At 53.5% G+C, this 19968-nt stretch carries 20 protein-coding genes and 3 tRNA genes (1 of these 23 only partly in view); 9 read left to right on the top strand and 14 right to left on the bottom strand.

Annotated features, from left to right (window positions below; genetic code table 11):
* Nucleotides 1-5 precede the first annotated feature (5 nt).
* The gene (gene radA, locus D9742_RS02380; RefSeq protein ID WP_001029698.1) at nt 6-1388 is read right to left on the bottom strand and encodes a DNA repair protein RadA; all 1383 of its coding nucleotides are present in this window, start codon (nt 1386-1388) and stop codon (nt 6-8) included.
* Nucleotides 1389-1436: 48 nt separating this feature from the next.
* Nucleotides 1437-2405, bottom strand: a complete 969-nt coding sequence (serB, locus tag D9742_RS02375; RefSeq protein WP_130235873.1) for a phosphoserine phosphatase — start codon at nt 2403-2405, stop codon at nt 1437-1439.
* 105 nt (nt 2406-2510) lie between these two features.
* Here serB and D9742_RS02370 point away from each other — a divergent pair, with 105 nt between their 5' ends.
* Genes D9742_RS02370 through D9742_RS02360 form a run of 3 tightly spaced genes read left to right on the top strand, consistent with a single transcriptional unit; the run spans nt 2511 to nt 4494 of the window.
* The gene (locus tag D9742_RS02370) at nt 2511-3155 is read left to right on the top strand and encodes a YtjB family periplasmic protein (protein WP_064530388.1); all 645 of its coding nucleotides are present in this window, start codon (nt 2511-2513) and stop codon (nt 3153-3155) included.
* A 27-nt stretch (nt 3156-3182) separates the two neighbouring features.
* Complete coding sequence (gene lplA / locus D9742_RS02365; RefSeq protein ID WP_130235872.1) at nt 3183-4199, top strand: lipoate--protein ligase LplA; 1017 nt, start codon at nt 3183-3185, stop codon at nt 4197-4199.
* A gap of 31 nt (nt 4200-4230) precedes the next feature.
* Complete coding sequence (locus D9742_RS02360; RefSeq protein WP_130235871.1) at nt 4231-4494, top strand: helix-turn-helix transcriptional regulator; 264 nt, start codon at nt 4231-4233, stop codon at nt 4492-4494.
* Between the two features lie 148 nt (nt 4495-4642).
* On the opposite strand, the gene deoD is transcribed toward D9742_RS02360, so the two are convergent.
* The 4 genes from deoD to deoC form a co-directional block, all read right to left on the bottom strand.
* The gene (gene deoD, locus D9742_RS02355) at nt 4643-5362 is read right to left on the bottom strand and encodes a purine-nucleoside phosphorylase (RefSeq protein WP_000224875.1); all 720 of its coding nucleotides are present in this window, start codon (nt 5360-5362) and stop codon (nt 4643-4645) included.
* Nucleotides 5363-5441: 79 nt separating this feature from the next.
* Nucleotides 5442-6665 carry a phosphopentomutase gene (gene deoB / locus D9742_RS02350; RefSeq protein WP_130204780.1) on the bottom strand — a complete coding sequence of 408 codons (1224 nt, stop codon included), beginning with the start codon at nt 6663-6665 and terminating at the stop codon, nt 5442-5444.
* Nucleotides 6666-6716: 51 nt separating this feature from the next.
* Nucleotides 6717-8039, bottom strand: coding sequence for a thymidine phosphorylase (deoA, locus tag D9742_RS02345; protein WP_000477811.1), 1323 nt, complete (start codon nt 8037-8039; stop codon nt 6717-6719).
* Between the two features lie 125 nt (nt 8040-8164).
* Nucleotides 8165-8944, bottom strand: a complete 780-nt coding sequence (gene deoC / locus D9742_RS02340; RefSeq protein WP_088544469.1) for a deoxyribose-phosphate aldolase — start codon at nt 8942-8944, stop codon at nt 8165-8167.
* A 257-nt stretch (nt 8945-9201) separates the two neighbouring features.
* On the opposite strand from deoC, the gene D9742_RS02335 reads away from it, so the two are divergent.
* Both D9742_RS02335 and D9742_RS02330 read left to right on the top strand, forming a co-directional pair.
* A complete protein-coding gene (locus D9742_RS02335; protein ID WP_130235870.1) occupies nt 9202-10752 on the top strand; it encodes a YjjI family glycine radical enzyme in 1551 nt (516 codons plus the stop codon).
* Complete coding sequence (locus D9742_RS02330; protein WP_130235869.1) at nt 10724-11587, top strand: YjjW family glycine radical enzyme activase; 864 nt, start codon at nt 10724-10726, stop codon at nt 11585-11587. The genes D9742_RS02335 and D9742_RS02330 overlap by 29 nt, the downstream gene beginning before the upstream one ends.
* Nucleotides 11588-11804: 217 nt before the next feature.
* Here D9742_RS02330 and D9742_RS02325 read toward each other — a convergent pair whose 3' ends face one another.
* From D9742_RS02325 to holD, 8 genes are all read right to left on the bottom strand, one after another.
* Nucleotides 11805-12584, bottom strand: coding sequence for a metal-dependent hydrolase (locus D9742_RS02325; RefSeq protein ID WP_130235868.1), 780 nt, complete (start codon nt 12582-12584; stop codon nt 11805-11807).
* Complete coding sequence (locus D9742_RS02320; RefSeq protein WP_130235867.1) at nt 12581-13654, bottom strand: patatin family protein; 1074 nt, start codon at nt 13652-13654, stop codon at nt 12581-12583. The genes D9742_RS02325 and D9742_RS02320 overlap by 4 nt, the downstream gene beginning before the upstream one ends.
* A 121-nt stretch (nt 13655-13775) precedes the next feature.
* Nucleotides 13776-13937, bottom strand: a complete 162-nt coding sequence (locus D9742_RS02315; protein ID WP_000490275.1) for a DUF1328 family protein — start codon at nt 13935-13937, stop codon at nt 13776-13778.
* 126 nt (nt 13938-14063) lie between these two features.
* The gene (osmY, locus tag D9742_RS02310) at nt 14064-14669 is read right to left on the bottom strand and encodes a molecular chaperone OsmY (RefSeq protein WP_001295410.1); all 606 of its coding nucleotides are present in this window, start codon (nt 14667-14669) and stop codon (nt 14064-14066) included.
* Nucleotides 14670-15061: 392 nt separating this feature from the next.
* Complete coding sequence (prfC, locus tag D9742_RS02305) at nt 15062-16651, bottom strand: peptide chain release factor 3 (protein ID WP_130235866.1); 1590 nt, start codon at nt 16649-16651, stop codon at nt 15062-15064.
* Between the two features lie 90 nt (nt 16652-16741).
* Nucleotides 16742-17419 (bottom strand): pyrimidine 5'-nucleotidase, encoded by a 678-nt coding sequence (gene yjjG / locus D9742_RS02300; RefSeq protein ID WP_000870709.1) that lies wholly within the window; start codon nt 17417-17419, stop codon nt 16742-16744.
* Between the two features lie 14 nt (nt 17420-17433).
* Nucleotides 17434-17880 (bottom strand): ribosomal protein S18-alanine N-acetyltransferase, encoded by a 447-nt coding sequence (gene rimI, locus D9742_RS02295; protein ID WP_001092461.1) that lies wholly within the window; start codon nt 17878-17880, stop codon nt 17434-17436.
* Nucleotides 17849-18262: a DNA polymerase III subunit psi gene (gene holD, locus D9742_RS02290; RefSeq protein WP_000204018.1), complete on the bottom strand. Its 414-nt coding sequence runs from the start codon at nt 18260-18262 to the stop codon at nt 17849-17851. Before holD ends, rimI begins: the two co-directional genes overlap by 32 nt.
* Nucleotides 18263-18364: 102 nt before the next feature.
* On the opposite strand from holD, the gene rsmC reads away from it, so the two are divergent.
* From rsmC to D9742_RS23100, 4 genes are all read left to right on the top strand, one after another.
* Entirely contained in the window at nt 18365-19396 is a 1032-nt protein-coding gene (gene rsmC / locus D9742_RS02285) for a 16S rRNA (guanine(1207)-N(2))-methyltransferase RsmC (RefSeq protein WP_001272323.1), read from the top strand.
* A gap of 267 nt (nt 19397-19663) precedes the next feature.
* Nucleotides 19664-19750, top strand: a tRNA-Leu gene (locus D9742_RS02280).
* A gap of 28 nt (nt 19751-19778) precedes the next feature.
* Nucleotides 19779-19865, top strand: a tRNA-Leu gene (locus D9742_RS02275).
* Nucleotides 19866-19899: 34 nt separating this feature from the next.
* Nucleotides 19900-19968, top strand: a tRNA-Leu gene (locus tag D9742_RS23100); it runs 61 nt beyond the window's last position.

The following is a 19968-nucleotide window of genomic DNA, read 5'->3' as shown; positions in this document are numbered from 1 at the left end:
TCTCATTATAAGTCGTCGAACACGCTAAGCGCGTCGGAGAGTTTTTTAACGCCAAAAATCTGCATCCCTTCCGGCGCTTTTTTCGGTACGTTAGCCGCCGGAACAATCGCCCGCCGAAAACCGTGTTTCGCCGCTTCTGAGATTCGTTCCTGACCACTGGGCACCGGGCGGATCTCACCTGCCAGCCCGACTTCACCAAACACCACCAGATCCTGCGGCAGCGGTCTGTCACGCAGGCTGGAAACCATCGCCAGCAGTAACGCTAAATCGGCGCTGGTTTCGGTCACCTTAACGCCGCCGACCACGTTCACAAACACATCCTGATCGGCCATTTGCAGACCGCCGTGACGGTGCAGCACTGCCAGCAGGATAGCCAGACGGTTTTGCTCCAGACCTACCGCCACGCGGCGCGGATTCGCCATCATCGAGTGATCGACCAGCGCCTGAATCTCCACCAGCAACGGGCGCGTTCCTTCCCATACCACCATCACTGAACTACCGGAGGTCACTTCATCGCCGCGACTTAAGAAAATTGCCGAAGGGTTGCTGACTTCACGCAGCCCCTGCTCGGTCATCGCAAATACGCCCAGTTCATTCACCGCGCCGAAGCGGTTTTTATGGCTGCGCAGGGTGCGGAAACGGGAGTCGGCATCGCCGTCCAGAAGCACCGAACAGTCGATACAGTGTTCCAGCACTTTAGGGCCAGCCAGTGAACCATCTTTAGTTACGTGACCGACCATGACGATCGCCACACCACGCGTCTTGGCAAAACGCGTCAGATAAGCTGCTGTTTCACGTACCTGCGCCACGCTGCCTGGCGATGATTGTACATCCGCCATATGCATCACCTGGATCGAGTCAATTACCATCAGCTTCGGTTGCTCTTCTTCGGCAATCAGGCAGATCTGTTCGATGCTGGTTTCCGACAACATATTGAGATTGTCGGTCGGCAGGCCGAGACGGTGAGCGCGCATTGCCACCTGTTGCAGCGACTCTTCGCCGGTGACATATAGCGTTTTCATCTGCTGGGCCAGTTTGCACAGCGTTTGCAGCAACAGCGTGGATTTCCCCGCACCGGGGTTACCGCCAATCAGAATGGCGCTTCCTGGTACCACCCCGCCGCCTAATACGCGGTCGAACTCTTTAAATCCGGTGGAAAAACGCGGCAGCTCTTCAAGGCTGATATCGGAGAGTTTCTGGACTTTCGCCACCCCGGCGCTACCGGCATAGCCACTCAGACGCTCGTTACGCGCCACCGTTGGCGACGCAGCAAGACGCACCTCGGTGATGGTGTTCCAGGCATGACAGGCACTGCACTGCCCCTGCCAGCGCGGATAATCGGCCCCGCATTCATTACAAACAAAGGCGCGTTTTGGAGCTTTTGCCACGGTGTACCTCGTTAATGCTGTGCCGCCCGCAGGATGACGGGCGCGCAATTACTTCTGATTCAGACTGCCGGAGAGGATGCAGAATACCCCCATCAGGTCAGCGTGACGGATGGTGACTTCCGTCTTTTCATTCACTTTTGGCTTGGCATGGTAGGCAATCCCCAGTCCCGCCGCTTTGATCATCGGCAGGTCATTGGCGCCATCGCCAATCGCCACGGTTTGCGCCAACGGGATATCATACTCCTGCGCCAGCCGGGTCAGGGTGTTAGCTTTGTACTGCGCGTCTACGATGTCGCCGATCACATTGCCGGTAAATTTACCGTCCATAATCTCCAGTTCATTGGCTACCACGGCAGTCAGGCGCAGCTTATCGCGCAGATATTCGGCAAAGAAGGTAAAGCCGCCAGAGGCAATCGCTACTTTCCAGCCCAGCGTTTCCAGCTTGAGTACCAGTTGCGTCAAGCCCGGCATCAGCGGGAGATTTTCACGCACTTGTAGCAAAATGTTCGCGTCAGCGCCTTTCAGCGTCGCCACGCGGCTACGCAGGCTGGCAGTAAAATCAAGCTCCCCGCGCATTGCCCGTTCTGTCACTTCCGCCACCATCTCGCCCGTTCCGGCCAGTTTGGCAATTTCATCAATACATTCTATCTGGATGGCGGTGGAGTCCATGTCCATCACCAGCAGCCCTGGCGTGCGCAGGTGCGGTATTTTCCCCAGCGGCGCGACATCCAGCTGTGCTTCATGCGCCAGGCGCGTTGCCCGCGTGGTGAGCGAACCTGCCAGACGAATCACCTGATAATCTTCCACGCACCAGGCGGCAACAATCACCATTGCCGCGCCCAGTTTGCTTTGGTACTGGGTCAGACGTTGTTTATCCAGCCCACGACCATACAGCAGCCAGCCGCTACGACCTGCGTGGTAATCCAGTGGCATCACTTCATCACCACTTAATGAAAGAGGCAGACCAGGCCATAAAGAGACATCTTCAGGCAGGTCGCACCAGGTAATGTTAGGCATTAAGGCTCCTGTAAAATCGTTCGAAGCAGGGAAAATAACGCATGAGGCTACCTTGTATCCATTGCTTCTGGCAACATTAAGTCTCAAATTTTCAACGGGTGGAATATGGCTCGCACAAAACTAAAATTCCGGCTGCATCGGGCAGTGATTGTCCTGTTCTGTCTCGCGTTGTTAGTCGCACTAATGCAGGGAGCATCATGGTTTAGTCAAAACCACCAGCGACAGCGTAATCCTCAGCTGGAAGAACTGGCCCGTACCCTGGCGCATCAGGTAACCCTGAACGTTGCGCCGCTGATGCGTACCAACTCACCTGATGAAAAACGCATTCAGGCGATTCTCGACCAGTTAACGGACGAAAGTCGCATCCTCGACGCGGGTGTATATGACGAACAAGGCGATCTTATCGCCCGTGCAGGCGAAAGCGTCGAGGTGCGCGACCGACTGGCGCTCGACGGTAAAAAAGCAGGTGGCTATTTTAACCAGCAGATTGTCGAGCCGATTAAGGGGAAAAATGGACCGCTTGGTTATCTGCGCTTGACGCTCGATACCCATACGCTCGCCACCGAAGCCAAACAGGTGGATAACACCACCAATATTTTACGTCTGATGCTGCTGCTCTCGCTGGCAATCGGCGTGGTGCTGACCCGCACGCTATTGCAAGGTAAACGCACCCGCTGGCAGCAATCGCCCTTCCTGTTAACCGCCAGCAAACCGGTGCCGGAAGAGGAAGAAAGCGAGAAAAAAGAGTGACCCATTACTACAAGAAAGGAAATCGTTATGTCCACATTACGCCTGCTCATCTCTGACTCTTACGATCCGTGGTTTAACCTGGCGGTGGAGGAGTGTATTTTTCGCCAGATGCCCGCCACGCAGCGCGTTCTGTTTCTCTGGCGCAATGCCGACACGGTAGTGATTGGTCGTGCGCAAAACCCGTGGAAAGAGTGTAATACCCGGCGGATGGAAGAAGATAACGTTCGCCTGGCACGGCGCAGCAGCGGTGGCGGCGCGGTGTTCCACGATCTCGGCAATACCTGTTTTACCTTTATGGCTGGCAAGCCGGAGTATGATAAAACCATCTCCACGGCGATTGTGCTTAATGCGCTGAACGCGCTCGGCGCCACCGCAGAAGCTTCCGGGCGCAACGATCTGGTGGTGAAAACGGCTGAAGGCGACCGCAAAGTCTCAGGCTCGGCCTATCGCGAAACCAAGGATCGTGGCTTCCACCACGGCACCTTGCTGCTCAATGCCGACCTCAGCCGTCTGGCAAACTATCTCAACCCAGATAAAAAGAAACTGGCGGCGAAAGGCATTACGTCAGTACGTTCCCGCGTGACCAACCTCACCGAGCTGCTGCCGGGGATCACCCATGAGCAGGTTTGCGAGGCCATAACCGAGGCCTTTTTCGCCCATTATGGCGAGCGCGTGGAAGCGGAAATCATCTCCCCGGACAAAACGCCAGACCTGCCGAACTTCAACGAAACCTTTGCCCGTCAGAGTAGCTGGGAATGGAACTTCGGTCAGGCTCCGGCGTTCTCGCATCTGCTGGATGAACGCTTTAGCTGGGGCGGCGTGGAACTGCATTTCGACGTCGAAAAAGGCCATATCACCCGCGCCCAGGTATTTACCGACAGCCTTAACCCCGCGCCACTGGAAGCCCTCGCCGGGCGACTGCAAGGCTGCCTGTACCGCGCGGATATGCTGCAACAAGAGTGCGAAGCACTGTTGGTTGACTTCCCGGAACAGGAAAAAGAGCTACGGGAACTGTCGGCGTGGATGGCAGGGGCGGTGCGGTAACTCGCTGATTAAAATATCCAGGGAAGGAAATATGATCGATCTGGAAAACCAGGAACGGGAGATTATCAATTTAATGTTCAGCCAGCGTATTTCCTGGCTAGCCGCCGTGCGTATCAGGCATAAATTATCGCTTGCTGAAGTAAGTAAAATGTTAGGTATCTCCATTAATTCTCTAAAACAGATCGAAAAGACGGAACGGCTTAGTTCAAACATCAAAATCAAAATGGCAGGAATTTATGGTTGTCCACCAGAGTTGCTGATATGCCCTTGCTGGATGACAGCTGAACATAAATGAATAGATTTTTGAATGGGTTTTATTTTCTATCAATATGAAAAATAATAGTAAATCTATAAATCAGTCACTATTGATGAATAGATACTAAAAAGCCGGAGCAGTTTCCCACTCCGGCTTAACACAACAATCGCCTTTCAGCGAAAAACGATTACTCTTTATCGCCCAGCAGAACGGATTCCAGCGCGATTTTGATCATGTCGTTGAAGGTGGTCTGACGCTCTTCGGCAGTGGTCTGCTCGTGAGTACGGATGTGGTCAGACACGGTGCAGATAGCCAGTGCTTTCGCGCCAAATTCTGCAGCGACGCCGTAGATACCAGCCGCTTCCATTTCCACGCCGAGAATGCCGTATTTTTCCATCACGTCGAACATTTCGCCGTCCGGAGAGTAGAACAGGTCAGCGGAGAACAGGTTACCAACGCGCGCATCAATGCCCAGTGCTTTAGCTGCATCTACTGCGTTACGCACCATGTCGAAGTCAGCGATAGCTGCGAAGTCATGGTCTTTAAAGCGGATACGGTTAACTTTGGAATCGGTGCAGGCACCCATACCAATCACCACGTCACGCAGTTTTACGTGCGGCAGAACAGCGCCACAGGAACCAACACGGATGATTTTCTTCACACCGAAATCGGTGATCAGTTCTTTGGTGTAGATGGAGCAGGACGGGATACCCATACCGTGACCCATTACGGAAATTTTGCGGCCTTTGTAAGTACCAGTGAAGCCCAGCATACCGCGAACGTTGTTCACTTCACGGGCATCTTCAAGGAAAGTTTCAGCAATATACTTCGCACGCAGCGGGTCGCCTGGCATCAAAACTACGTCAGCGAAATCGCCCATTTCTGCATTAATGTGTGGGGTAGCCATTGTTTTATCCTTATCAACATGTTTTCACCCTCTCCCTGTGGGAGAGGGCCGGGGTGAGGGCATCAGGCCGCACCCATTATCAGAACATGGCTTTGCCATATTCCATATCAGAAGTACCAAAATATTTTGCCAGAGTCTGGCCGATATCCGCGAAGGTTTCACGGTGACCCAGTGAACCCGGTTTTACTTTCGGGCCGTAAACCAGTACCGGAATGTGTTCACGCGTGTGGTCAGTACCGGTCCAGGTCGGATCACAGCCGTGGTCAGCGGTGAGGATCAGGATGTCGTCATCGCGCAGCAGAGACATCAGCTCCGGCAGACGGCGGTCGAACAGTTCCAGACCCGCAGCATAACCGGCGACGTCGCGACGGTGGCCCCAGGAAGAGTCGAAGTCAACGAAGTTGGTGAAGACGATGGTGTTATCACCCGCTTCTTTCATCTCTTTGATGGTGGCGTCAAACAGCGCGTCCAGGCCAGTCGCTTTCACTTTTTTGGTGATACCGCAGTTGGCGTAGATGTCTGCAATTTTACCGACAGAAACCACCTGGCCGTGTTTTTCATCAACCAGTTTCTGCAGCACGGTCGGTGCTGGCGGCTCAACAGCCAGGTCGTGACGGTTACCGGTACGCTGGAAGTTACCGGCTTTGTCGCCGATAAACGGACGAGCGATAACACGACCGATATTGTAGCCGCCGTTGGTCAGCTCTTCACGGGCGATTTCGCACAGTTCGTAGAGTTTATCCAGACCGAAAGTTTCTTCATGGCAGGCAATCTGGAACACGGAGTCAGCGGAGGTATAGAAAATCGGCTTGCCGGTTTTCATGTGCTCTTCGCCCAGTTGATCCAGAATGACCGTACCGGAAGAGTGGCAGTTACCGAGGTAACCCGGCAGATTAGCGCGTTCGACCAGTTTATCCAGCAGCTCTTGCGGGAAGCTGTTTTCGTGATCGGAGAAATATCCCCACTCAAACAGAACCGGTACACCGGCGATTTCCCAGTGACCAGACGGGGTATCTTTACCGGATGACATTTCGTGCGCCCATGCGTACGCGCCGATAACTTCAGCGTTGCCGTCCATTCCCGCCGGAATGAAACCGGTAGAACCTTCGTGTGCTTTCGCCAGCCCCAGACGGGTCAGATTTGGCAGATTGAGCGGGCCTTTACGACCTTTATCAGCTTCGCCTTTGGCGCAAGCTTCTGCGATATGACCCAGGGTATCAGCCCCGACGTCACCAAAGCGTTCTGCATCTTCTGTAGCGCCGATGCCGAATGAGTCCAGCACCATAATAAATGCACGTTTCATATGTTCTCCGTACTCAGTGCTTCAAATTTAAATGATCAGATCAGTATACCGTTATTCACTGATACGACGATAGACAGTTGGTGTGCTTTCCGGTGCTTTATCGGCAAGTTTAATTGCCGCTTTCACCGCTTTCGCCGCTTCCTGCCAGCTGTTTTCGTCTTTCGCGTGGATAACCGCCAGCGGACGCTGACCGTCTACCTGGTCGCCCAGACGCGCCATATCAGTAAAGCCAACGCTGTAATCGATGGTGTCAGATGCCTGACGGCGACCGCCGCCCATTGCAACCACTGCCATCCCCAGCGCGCGGGTATCCATTTCACTGACAAAACCTTCGGTATCAGCATAGACTGCTTTCGTCAGCATCGCTGTCGGCAGATACTTCGCGTAGTTCTCAACGAAGTCGGTCGGGCCTTTTTGTGCCGCTACCATACGACCAAAGACTTCTGCCGCTTTACCGTTGTCCAGCACCGCCTGCAATTTCGCGCGCGCTTCGGCGTCATCTTTCGCCAGTTTGCCGGAGATCAGCATCTCCACACACAGCGCCATCGTGACATCAAACAGACGCGGGTTACGATATTCACCCGTCAGGAACTGCACCGCTTCACGTACTTCAACCGCGTTACCGGCACTGGAGGCCAGCACCTGATTCATGTCGGTGAGCAGTGCGGTGGTGCGCACGCCTGCGCCGTTAGCCACGCCAACAATCGCTTCGGCAAGGGCTTCAGAAAGTTCGTAGGTCGGCATAAATGCACCGCTACCCACTTTCACGTCCATCACCAGCGCATCCAGACCTTCCGCAAGTTTCTTCGCCAGAATAGAGGCGGTGATCAGCGGAATGGAGTCCACGGTTGCGGTAATATCGCGGGTCGCATAGAAACGTTTATCCGCCGGAGCCAGTGAGCTGGTCTGGCCGATAATCGCCACGCCAACATCTTTAATAATTTCGCGGAAACGGTTGTCATCCGGGAAGATGTCGAAGCCAGGGATGGATTCCAGTTTGTCGAGCGTACCGCCAGTATGACCGAGGCCACGACCGGAGATCATCGGAATATAGCCGCCACAAGCAGCCACCATCGGCCCTAACATCAGCGAAGTCACATCGCCAACGCCGCCAGTAGAGTGCTTATCAACAATCGGACCATTCAGATGCAGACTTTTCCAGTCGAGAACGGTTCCTGAATCTCGCATCGCCATCGTCAGCGAGACACGCTCAGGCATTGTCATATCGTGGAAGAAAATGGTCATCGCGAGGGCGGCAATCTGCCCTTCGGAGATAGTGTTGTCGCGAATGCCGTTGATAAAGAAGCGAATTTCTTCATCGCTCAGCGCATGACCATCACGTTTTTTACGAATAATTTCTTGTGCGAGAAACAAGGTAACCTCCCGTGGAAAAGAGTATGAGGCGGCTTTTGCCGGATGCGTCTACGCCTTATCCGGCCTACGGATGATACGTCTCGTAGGCCTGATAAGCACAGCGCATCGGGCGCAAAGCATCTTACTTAGTAGCTGCTGGCGCTCTTACCGTCGCCATGGCCCAGCGCTTTCAGCAGGCTTGCCAGCAGGCTGGAAGCGCCAAAGCGGTAGTGACGCGCATCTGCCCAGTCAGCACCGAACAGTTCATCTGCGATGGCAAGATATTTCTGCGCATCTTCCGCAGTACGCACGCCGCCCGCCGGTTTGAAACCAACGGTTTTTTCTACGCCCATATCGCGAATCACTTCCATCATGATGCGCGCGCTTTCCGGCGTCGCGTTCACAGCCACTTTACCGGTAGAGGTTTTGATGAAGTCAGCACCCGCTTTGATGGAGATTTCAGACGCTTTGCGGATCAGCGCTTCGTCTTTCAGTTCGCCGGTTTCGATGATCACTTTCAGCAGTACGTTCGCCGCTGCGCAAGCCTCTTTACAGGCTTTCACCAAGTCAAAACCAACCTGCTCGTTACCCGCCATCAGCGCGCGGTACGGGAACACCACGTCAACTTCATCAGCACCGTAGGCGATTGCCGCGCGGGTTTCTGCCAGCGCGATTTCGATATCGTCGTTACCGTGTGGGAAGTTAGTTACCGTAGCGATACGGATTTCCGGGGTGCCCTGCTCTTTCAGCGTTTTGCGAGCAATCGGGATAAAGCGAGGATAGATACAGATAGCGGCGGTATTGCCGACCGGAGTTTTGGCCTGATGACACAGAGCGATTACTTTCTCGTCGGTGTCGTCGTCATTCAGGGTGGTCAGGTCCATCAATTTCAGTGCACGCAGGCTGCTTGTTTTCAGATCAGTCATTTCATTCTCCTGGCTTGTCGCCAATAAAGTTCACCTTGCGAGTTTGTTAGTATTCTAACATCGACTCCGCAACACACTTCGATATACATCACAATTAAGAAAATCTACTTACAAATTTGCATTACGTTAATGCGATCTGGTTCAAATAATTCACTTTCAAACGAATGCACTGATGGTGACAAACGCATCAGGATCAAAGTGAACATCACGAAACTTCTTACAATGGCGCATCACCTTCGGCATAAAAGGAAAAGAAGATGCCCACGTCTAATGAAAGCGCACTGCAACAACGTTGCCAGCAAATTGTGACCAGTCCGGTACTTACCCCGGAGCAGAAACGCCATTTTCTGGCGCTGGAAGCAGAAAACAATCTGCCCTACCCGCAGCTGCCTGCCAAAGCCCGCCGCGCGCTGGATGAAGGCGTAATCTGCGATATGTTTGAAGGTCATGCGCCGTACAAACCGCGCTATGTCTTACCCGATTACGCTCGTTTTCTGGCGAACGGTTCCGAATGGCTGGAGCTGGAAGGCGCAAAAGATCTTGATGATGCACTCTCTCTGCTGACCATTCTTTATCATCATGTCCCTTCGGTCACATCGATGCCGGTCTACCTGGGGCAACTGGATGCGTTGTTGCAACCGTATGTTAGAATTCTAACACAAGACGAAATTGATATTCGAATAAAACGTTTCTGGCGTTACCTCGACAGAACCCTGCCAGACGCCTTTATGCATGCCAACATCGGCCCGTCGGATTCCCCTATAACTCGGGCAATATTACGTGCAGATGCAGAACTGAAGCAGGTTTCACCGAACCTGACCTTTATCTACGATCCTGAAATCACCCCTGATGACCTGCTGCTGGAAGTGGTGAAAAACATCTGTGAATGTAGCAAACCGCACATCGCCAACGGTCCGGTGCATGATAAAATTTTCACAAAAGGGGGCTACGGGATAGTGAGCTGTTACAACTCTCTACCGCTGGCTGGCGGTGGTAGCACGCTGGTACGCCTTAATCTGAAAGCCATTGCCGAGCGCAGTGAGTCGCTGGATGACTTCTTTACGCGCACTCTACCGCACTATTGCCAGCAGCAGATCGCCATCATCGATGCGCGGTGTGAATTCCTCTATCAACAATCACACTTCTTTGAGAATAGCTTCCTGGTGAAAGAAGGGTTGATTGATCCTGAACGTTTTGTGCCGATGTTTGGCATGTACGGACTGGCGGAAGCGGTTAACTTGCTGTGCGAAAAAGAAGGGATTGCCGCGCGCTACGGTAAAGAGGCCGCCGCAAATGAAGTGGGTTATCGCATCAGTGCACAGCTGGCGGAGTTTGTCGCCAATACCCCCGTGAAATATGGCTGGCAAAAACGCGCTATGTTACACGCACAGTCGGGGATCAGTTCCGATATCGGCACCACGCCGGGCGCGCGTTTGCCGTATGGCGATGAGCCAGATCCGATCACCCATCTGCAAACTGTCGCCCCGCATCATGCTTATTATTATTCTGGCATCAGCGACATTCTGACGCTCGACGAAACCATCAAACGTAATCCGCTGGCGCTGGTACAGCTTTGCCTCGGTGCCTTTAAAGCCGGAATGCGTGAATTTACCGCCAATGTCAGCGGTAACGATCTGGTTCGCGTTACCGGTTATATGGTGCGTTTGTCAGATTTAGAAAAATATCGCGCCGAAGGTTCACGCACCAACACCACCTGGCTGGGCGAAGAGGACGCACGCAATACTCGTATTCTGGAACGCCAGCCGCGCGTGATAAGCCATGAACAGCAGATGCGCTTTAGTCAGTAAGATTATCCCCTTCTCCTGCGTTGACGGGCCAGGCAGTCGTCTGGCTCTGTTTTTGCAGGGCTGCAATCTGCGCTGCAAAAATTGTCACAATCCGTGGACGATGGGACGTTGCAATGATTGCGGAGAGTGCGTGCCGCAGTGTCCGCATCAGGCGTTGCAGATTGTTGACGGCAAAGTGGTGTGGGACGCGGCTGTCTGCGAGCAGTGTGATACCTGCCTGAAGATGTGTCCGCAACATGCCACGCCAATGGCGCAATCCATGAGCGTGGACGAGGTGCTTAGCCATATCCGCAAAGCGGTGCTGTTTATTGAAGGGATAACGGTGAGCGGCGGCGAAGTCACGACCCAGCTGCCGTTTGTGGTGGCGCTGTTTACTGCCATCAAAAACGATCCGCAACTGTGCCATCTCACCTGTCTGGTGGACAGTAACGGTATGTTGAGCGAAACCGGCTGGGAAAAATTGCTCCCGGTGTGCGACGGCGCAATGCTCGATCTCAAAGCGTGGGGGAGCGAATGTCATCAGCAATTAACCGGACGCGATAATCAGCAGATTAAGCGCAGCATCTGTTTGCTGGCAGAGCGCGGTAAGCTGGCGGAACTGCGTTTGCTGGTAATCCCTGGCCAGGTGGATTATTTGCAACACATCGAAGAACTGGCGGCGTTTATCAAGGGAGTCGGCGATGTTCCGGTACGCCTGAACGCGTTTCATGCCCACGGCGTGTATGGCGAGGCGCAAAGCTGGGCGAGCGCCACGCCGGAAGACGTGGAACAGTTGGCTGGCGCGTTACGGGAGCGCGGGGTGAGCCGGTTGATTTTTCCGGCGCTGTATTTGTGACATGCCGGATGCAGCCTACGGATCGGCATAAACTTGTAGGCATGATAAGACGCGTCAAGCGTCGCATCAGGCATTGTGCGCCGACTGCCGGATGCGGCGTAAACGCCTTATCCGGCCTACGGTTCGGCACAGACTTGTAGGCATGATAAGACGCGTCAAGCGTCGCATCAGGCATTGTGCGCCGACTGCCGGAAGCGGCGTAAACGCCTTATCCGGCCTACGGCACGTTAAACAACGTATACGTGTTATTAAGCAACACTTCGGCAATTTCATCCGCGGGTTCCGAGCGTAACTCACAAAGCACGGCAAACACACGGGCGGCCTGTTCAGGGCGGTTAGGCTGCCCCTGAAAACCGTTGAGCGGCATATCCGGCGCATCGGTTTCCAGCAACAACGATGCCAGCGGTAATTTTGCGATGACATCGCGGGTTTTACTGGCGCGTGGATAGGTGATAGTACCGCCTACGCCGATTTTGTAGCCCAGCTGTACAAACCGTTCAGCCTGTTGCTGGCTGCCAGAAAATCCGTGGACAACACCAGCACGCGGCAAATCGTGGCGTTTAAGATGCATCGCCAGTTTGTCGTGTGTGCGCCGTGAATGCAGGATCACCGGCAGATCGTAACGTTTCGCCAGTTTCAGTTGTTCGTCGAGCAACCACTGCTGCCTCTCAAATTGCGGAGCGTCGCCGAAGAGATCCAGGCCAATCTCCCCCACCGCCACCACCTTCGCCGGACGCCTTTCCAGCGCCTGCTGTAGCTGCTCAAGAGACACATCGCTATGTTTTTCCAACATACCAGGATGCAAGCCCAATGCGGCATACAGCGGCTGAAAATTTTCCGCTAACGCCTGCACGCGGGCAAAATTTGCCGCCTCGGTTGCCGGAACAATGATCTTGCCTACGCCCGCTTGTGCCGCGCGTTGCAGGCTAGCCTCTTCATCACCGCTAAACGGCGGAAAATCAAAATGGCAGTGGGTGTCGATAAAACGGCAAATCAAGCCAGATCCTCATTGTTAAATGTCGGGTCGTTCGCCTGCGGAGCGTCGCTCACTTCGGCAACCAGCGTATCGTTGGCGACTGGCGCAGGCGGAATAACGATCGATTCCGGCGTCACCACCGGCACCAGATGGCGGGTAAGCGGCGCTTTTTCAGTTAATAGCTTACCAACCGTTGCCAGAAAATAACGACCGCATAAACGTCCAAGTTTATAGTCTTCACGCAGCGCCGGAAGCCGACTGCCGAGCGCGATACTATGCAACGGCTTCGGCGGATAAATTTCGAATATCCGCAGCTTGCCCGGTGGTTTCTCAATAAATTGCTGAATGTCACGATAGCTGGTTTCATGATGCTGCACCAGATTGACCAGCGGCTGCAGGCTACTGTCACCCAGCCAGCGTTCCATGCGTTTGAACCACTGCGGCGTGTAGTACATTTGTGACGGCACAGTGCGGATGACGACCAACGTTTTAGCGCCCTGCCTTGCCGCCTCTTTAACCGGAATCGCATCACTGATCCCGCCATCCAGGTAGTTAATACCTTCCAGCGACACTCCGCTACGATAAAAGCCAGGTATCGCACTGGAGGCGCGAATCACATCCAGCCAGTTTTGTTTGGTTGGTAAAAAGTAATTCGGCGCGTAGTCATCCTGACGACAGGCGCACATATAAAACGATTTGCCGCTATCGAACAACCGTGCGGCAGTGTCCATCTGCAACGGCATCTGGTTTGCAGTCGCCTCCACCAGCCAGTCGAGATCGATAAGATTTCCTCCACGGACAAAACGCAATGGATCGAAAAATTCGCGTTTTGTGGTATAGCGCATGATGACTTTGCGCGCGTAACCGGGCTGATTACAAATATATGCCGAAAGGTTCTGTGCCCCGGCAGATGTGCCGAGATAAAGATCGAAAGGATTAAACTGCGCGCGCATAAACTCATCCAGCACGCCAGCCGTGAAAATTCCACGCTGCCCGCCGCCTTCGCACACCAGAGCAATTCGTCCGGGCTGGAACGGCCTTAGCGACAACGGCGCAATATTACCAAGCGTTACAGGTATTCGCTGCCCCACCTCTGCCTTCCTGTTTTTGTTGTGAAAGACTGACAAAGTAACGCAATTTATTATTCGCTAAAACCGCAAAAGCCAGTCCGCTGGACTGGCTTTGTATAAAATTTTCTTAATGGTTTGAAATCTAGGGTCGTTTTCGGCCCATGAACAAACTCACCAGGAACAGAATAATCCCGACGACAAAGACAATTTTTGCTGCGCCTGCAGCGGTACCGGCCAGACCACCAAACCCAAGTGCGGCGGCGATTAACGCGATAACCAGAAATATGATGCCCCAACGAAACATAAGCGTCTCCTTTACCATAGTTAATGTCACCGCTTGATATGAGCGTGAAAATCACTCAATGCGATATTTTTAGTGTGGTGCACATCGCGCCTCCCGACAAAGTTCGGGAGGACGAATTACGACGAATTACTTAGTTTTCAGATCATTTTTAACGCTTTTCACACCATCTACCGCTTTGGCGATACTTTCAGCACGGTCACTTTGTGCCTGAGAATCTACGGTACCGGAGAGCTGAACCACGCCATCGGTGGTTTCAACTTTCACTTTACGTGAAGGGACAATATCGTCCGCCAGCAGTTTGGCTTTGATTTCACTGGTGGTGGCGGTGTCACCCGCGTAGCCCTTCACAGAGCCTTCTTTAGCGTCGCGAACGTGCAGTTTGTCGCTGACAGAGGTCACGCCTTCAACGCCTTTCGCCACTTTCACTGCCTCTTCGGCCTGGGCCTGACTTTCAACGAAACCGCTCAGGGTCACGACTTTTTGATCGGTTTTGACAGAGATATCGGTGCTCTTGATGTTGTCATGATCCACCAGCGCCGCCTTCACTTTCGCGGTGATGGCGCTGTCATCCATGAAATTACCGACTTTATTCATAGAGCTATCGACTTTTTGCCCTGCGCTTTCATTGGTAGTCTGTGCGTTGTTTTCCGCGTAGGCAGAGCCGGTCGCGACGGCAGAGGTCAACATTACAGCCAGCAGAGTTTTCGAAATCTTCAGTCTTGTCATAGTCATCGATTTATTCCTGTATGTTTGCTCATAATTTGAGCCTGGCAACACGAGGTTGCATTGCTGAATAGAGAGAGACTTCACCCTCTACAGAAGTCAATGGTCGCCATCACAAAAGCGATGGGTAATGAATAACGACCATTACAGCCTCTGAATCAGTTATTAATATCGGTGGAATGACAATCGACGGCTTTAGATACTGATATCTACGCATTGAACGGTATTTAACGCCGTCAGAAATGTCATTACTTTGTTAAATATAGATCACAATTTTGAAACCGCTCGGGATATCAGCGAAAACATAAGCAAAAGTGAATGTTTTAAGAACATTCCGTAAGCGGCTAATAAGGAAGGAAAATTGACAGGGCGCAGCGGCTACCGCGCCCTGGAGACAAGAATTAATGCTCGCGGGTCTGGTGGAACTGAACGTCCGGATAACGTTCCTGTGCCAGGCGCAGGTTAACCATGCTGGTAGCGATGTAAGCGAGGTTATCGCCGCCATCAAGCGCCAGTTGGCTTTCGTTCTTACGCTTGAACTCTTCGAATTTCTTCGCGTCCGCACATTCTACCCAGCGGGCAGTGGCAACGTTGACTGACTCATACACTGCTTCAACGTTGTATTCGCTCTTCAGGCGCGCTACCACCACATCAAACTGCAGCACACCAACTGCACCAACGATCAGGTCGTTGTTGGAGATCGGACGGAACACCTGCACCGCGCCCTCTTCGGAAAGCTGTACCAGCCCTTTGAGCAGCTGTTTTTGCTTCAGCGGATCTTTCAGGCGGATACGACGGAACAGTTCTGGCGCGAAGTTCGGAATACCGGTGAACTTCATCATCTCACCCTGGGTAAAGGTGTCGCCGATCTGAATGGTGCCGTGGTTGTGCAGGCCGAGGATATCGCCCGGATACGCTTCTTCAACGTGCGAACGGTCACCCGCCATAAAGGTCAGCGCGTCGGAGATCACCACATCTTTCGCAGTGCGCACCTGGCGCAGTTTCATGCCTTTTTCATATTTACCGGACACCACACGCATAAACGCCACGCGGTCGCGGTGTTTCGGGTCCATGTTGGCCTGAATTTTAAATACGAAGCCGGTAAATTTATCTTCGCTCGCCTCTACGGTACGGGTATCGGTCTGACGCGGCATCGGCGCAGGCGCCCACTCCACCAGGCCATCCAGCATATGATCAACGCCGAAGTTACCCAGCGCAGTACCGAAGAATACCGGAGTGATTTCGCCCGCAAGGAACAGCTCTTTGTCGAACTCGTTAGACGCGCCTTTAACCAGTTCCAGTTCGTCACGCAGCTGCTGTGCCAGATCTTCACCAACCGCAGCATCGAGATCCGGGTTATTCAGCCCTTTAACAATGCGTACTTCCTGAATGGTGTGACCTTGACCGCTCTGATAGAGATAGGTTTCATCTTTATAAAGGTGGTAAACGCCTTTAAATAACTTGCCGCAGCCAATCGGCCAGGTGATCGGCGCACAGCCGATTTTCAGCTCGTTCTCAACTTCATCGAGCAGTTCCATCGGGTCGCGGATATCACGGTCAAGTTTGTTCATGAAAGTGAGGATCGGCGTATCGCGCAGACGGGTAACTTCCATCAGCTTACGGGTACGATCTTCAACACCTTTTGCGGCGTCGATAACCATCAGGCAGCAGTCCACCGCCGTCAGGGTACGGTAGGTATCTTCCGAGAAGTCTTCGTGCCCCGGGGTGTCGAGCAGGTTAACCAGGCAGTCATGATACGGAAACTGCATCACAGACGTAGTAATGGAGATCCCACGCTGCTTTTCCATCTCCATCCAGTCCGACTTAGCGTGCTGGTTGGAACCACGGCCTTTTACTGTACCGGCGGTCTGAATGGCCTGTCCGAACAGCAGCACCTTCTCGGTGATGGTAGTTTTACCGGCGTCCGGGTGAGAAATAATGGCAAAAGTGCGGCGCTTCGCCACCTCTTGCAAATAAGGAGACAACGTCATAATTCTTTCTTCTTGAGTAAGCGGCATCGCGCCGCGCTTGTTGAAAACGAAAAATTGCGGCTATTTTACCCATCAACGGGGGGGAGGCAATCAGTGTTTACACAGGAGCAGCTCCAGTTCGTGCAACGAAGAAACGGTCCAGGTGGGCGCGATGCCTTCTGGTTGCTCGCGATGGTGCGCATTCAGCCAGCAGGTCGCAAGCCCGGCGTTGATGCCACCGAGAATATCGGACTCGGCAGTGTCGCCAACCATCAGCACGCGTGAACGGTCAGGATTGCCCGCCTGTTCCAGCGCATAATCGAAAATTTTCTTATTCGGTTTGGCAACGCCAACTTCTTCGGAAATCACCAGCAAATCGAAGTAATCACGCAGGCCCGTGCGTTCCAGACGCACCTGTTGCAAGGCACTAAAGCCGTTGGTGATGATGCCGATTTTGGCGTTGCCACGAATGGCGTTAAGCAGAGAAACCGCGCCCGGCAGCGGCGTGCAGATTTCCGCCATCGCATTAATAAAGGCTTCGTTGAGTTTACCTGGCTCGACGTTCAGCCGTTCGGCCCAGCTCTCAAACCGCCCGTGCTGAAGCTGTAATGAAGTGATCGCGCCGTTTTGATAATCCACCCACAGTGGCTTGTTAACGGCCTGATAGTCCTGAAAATCTTCAGCGGTAAAGGTGACGCTGTAATCAAGAAACATCCGCTGCAGGCCGGTGAATGAGTCAAAGGTAAACAGCGTTTCATCGGCATCAAAGAAAATCCAGTCCCACTTCATTATTCCACCTTGTCTTACATACTGATTGGCAACGCCATGATGATGGCGTCTTCGCGACCGTCCGTGGTGGGGTAGTAATTGCGGCGAATCGTCGCCTCGTTAAAGCCTAAACTTTCGTACAGGGCAATGGCGGCAGCGTTTGAGGCACGGACTTCCAGCCATAGCGTCGCCACGCCGCGTTTTTCCAGTTCGTCGATCAGATGTTCCAGCAGCGCCCTTCCCAATCCCTGACGCTGATAGTCAGGATCGACCGCAATATTGAACAATGTAGCTTCATCCAGCACCACTTGCGTAATCGCAAACGCCGCCATTTTGCCGTTTTGCGTTAACTGAAAGTTGAGATAACGCTCGCCCTGGTTGCTGGCAAAGGTTTTTTCACTCCACGGAAAGGCGTGGGCGCGTTGTTCAATGTGGTAAGCCGCTGGTAAATCAGTCGTTTCGAGGGAAGAAATCGTGTTCATATGTGCAAATTTGTTGCCATAACGCGGCGCGTGCCGTTGGGTTTGCCCGTAATTCGGTGAGCGCCGGTGATGCCACCTGAGCGCCTTCCAGTGATAGCGGTTCGTCAGTACCCAACCGCCAGCTGTTGCAGCGACTGCCTTGCGGCAGCATCGCGATTTTTTCTGGCGTCAGTTGCAGCACTTGATCGGGGCTGACGGTTAATGCGCGCAGAACATCGCTCACTAAAGGATCGGTCAGGGCGGGAAGATCGTTTGCCACCATCACCAGACGGACGTGTGCGGGGATAGCAATGGCAATCTCCCCCTGCAACGCGCCAGGGCGACGCAGCGACCACTGGGTAATGCCCAGTTGCTGTAACTGCCAGTCTCGTCGGGATGTCATAGCGAATCGCTCCTGTTGTCAGGGGCGCAAATATAGCAAATTCGTCGATACCGCGCCAACATATGGCTATAATCGCCGCCAGTATCAATTGAGGAGCATTCCATGTCTGCATTTACCCCGGCAAGTGAAGTCTTGCTGCGTCACAGTGATGATTTCGAACAAAGCCGTATTCTGTTTGCCGGAGACTTACAGGATGACCTGCCCGCGCGTTTAGATACCGCGGCCAGCCGTGCTCATACCCAGCAATTCCACCATTGGCAGGTGTTAAGCCGCCAGATGGGGGATAACGCCCGTTTCAGTCTGGTCGCCACGGCGGATGACGTCGCAGATTGCGATACGCTGATTTACTACTGGCCGAAGAACAAACCGGAAGCCCAGTTCCAGTTGATGAATTTACTTTCTCTGCTGCCAGTGGGGACAGATATTTTTGTCGTTGGCGAGAACCGCAGCGGCGTGCGCAGCGCTGAGCAGATGCTGGCAGATTATGCGCCGTTGAATAAAGTCGACAGCGCTCGTCGCTGTGGCCTCTATTTTGGTCGTCTGGAAAAACAGCCAGTATTTGATGCGGATAAATTCTGGGGCGAATACAGCGTCGATGGCCTGACGGTCAAAACGCTGCCGGGCGTGTTTAGCCGCGACGGTCTGGATGTCGGTAGCCAGTTGCTGCTCTCGACGTTAACCCCGCACACGAAAGGTAAAGTGCTGGATGTCGGCTGTGGCGCGGGTGTGCTTTCAGTTGCCTTTGCGCGCCATTCGCCGAAAATTCGTCTCACTCTGTGCGATGTCTCTGCACCAGCGGTAGAAGCCAGCCGCGCAACGCTTGCGGCCAACGGTGTTGAAGGTGAAGTCTTTGCCAGCAACGTCTTTTCCGAGGTGAAAGGTCGTTTTGATATGATCATCTCCAACCCGCCGTTCCACGATGGGATGCAAACCAGCCTCGATGCAGCACAAACGTTGATTCGCGGCGCGGTGCGTCATCTTAATAGTGGTGGCGAGCTGCGAATTGTAGCGAACGCCTTCCTGCCTTACCCGGACGTGCTGGATGAGACATTTGGCTTCCATGAAGTGATCGCGCAAACCGGGCGCTTCAAGGTGTATCGCGCCATTATGACCCGCCAGGCGAAGAAAGGTTAAGTATCCCGCCGCAAGCCTTGTTGGATGCGGCGTGAACGCCTTATTTGACCTACCAAACCTGCACGTTAGCCCTTCGTAGGCCAGATAAGACGCGCCAGCGTCGCATCTGGCATCTGCCCCCGAATGCCTACCAAACCTGCACGTTAGTCTCCTGATGGACATTTTTCCAGCAATTACACATCAGGCGATAATTAACTATTGACGAAAAGCTGAAAACCACTAGAATGCGCCTCCGTGGTAGCAATTCTTTTTAAGAATTGATGGTATGCGAAGGTGGCGGAATTGGTAGACGCGCTAGCTTCAGGTGTTAGTGTCCTTACGGACGTGGGGGTTCAAGTCCCCCCCCTCGCACCAAAAACCACGTTGATATTGCTCGCACTGGGCGAAGGTGGCGGAATTGGTAGACGCGCTAGCTTCAGGTGTTAGTGTTCTTACGGACGTGGGGGTTCAAGTCCCCCCCCTCGCACCAAACGAGGCGATATCAAAAAAAGTAAGATGACTGTGCGAAGGTGGCGGAATTGGTAGACGCGCTAGCTTCAGGTGTTAGTGTCCTTACGGACGTGGGGGTTCAA

Source organism: Escherichia sp. E1V33, from assembly GCF_004211955.1.
Classification (GTDB): Bacteria; Pseudomonadota; Gammaproteobacteria; order Enterobacterales; family Enterobacteriaceae; genus Escherichia.
The sequence above is the reverse complement of the archived record's forward strand: the minus strand, read 5'-3'. Positions and strand labels throughout refer to the sequence as shown.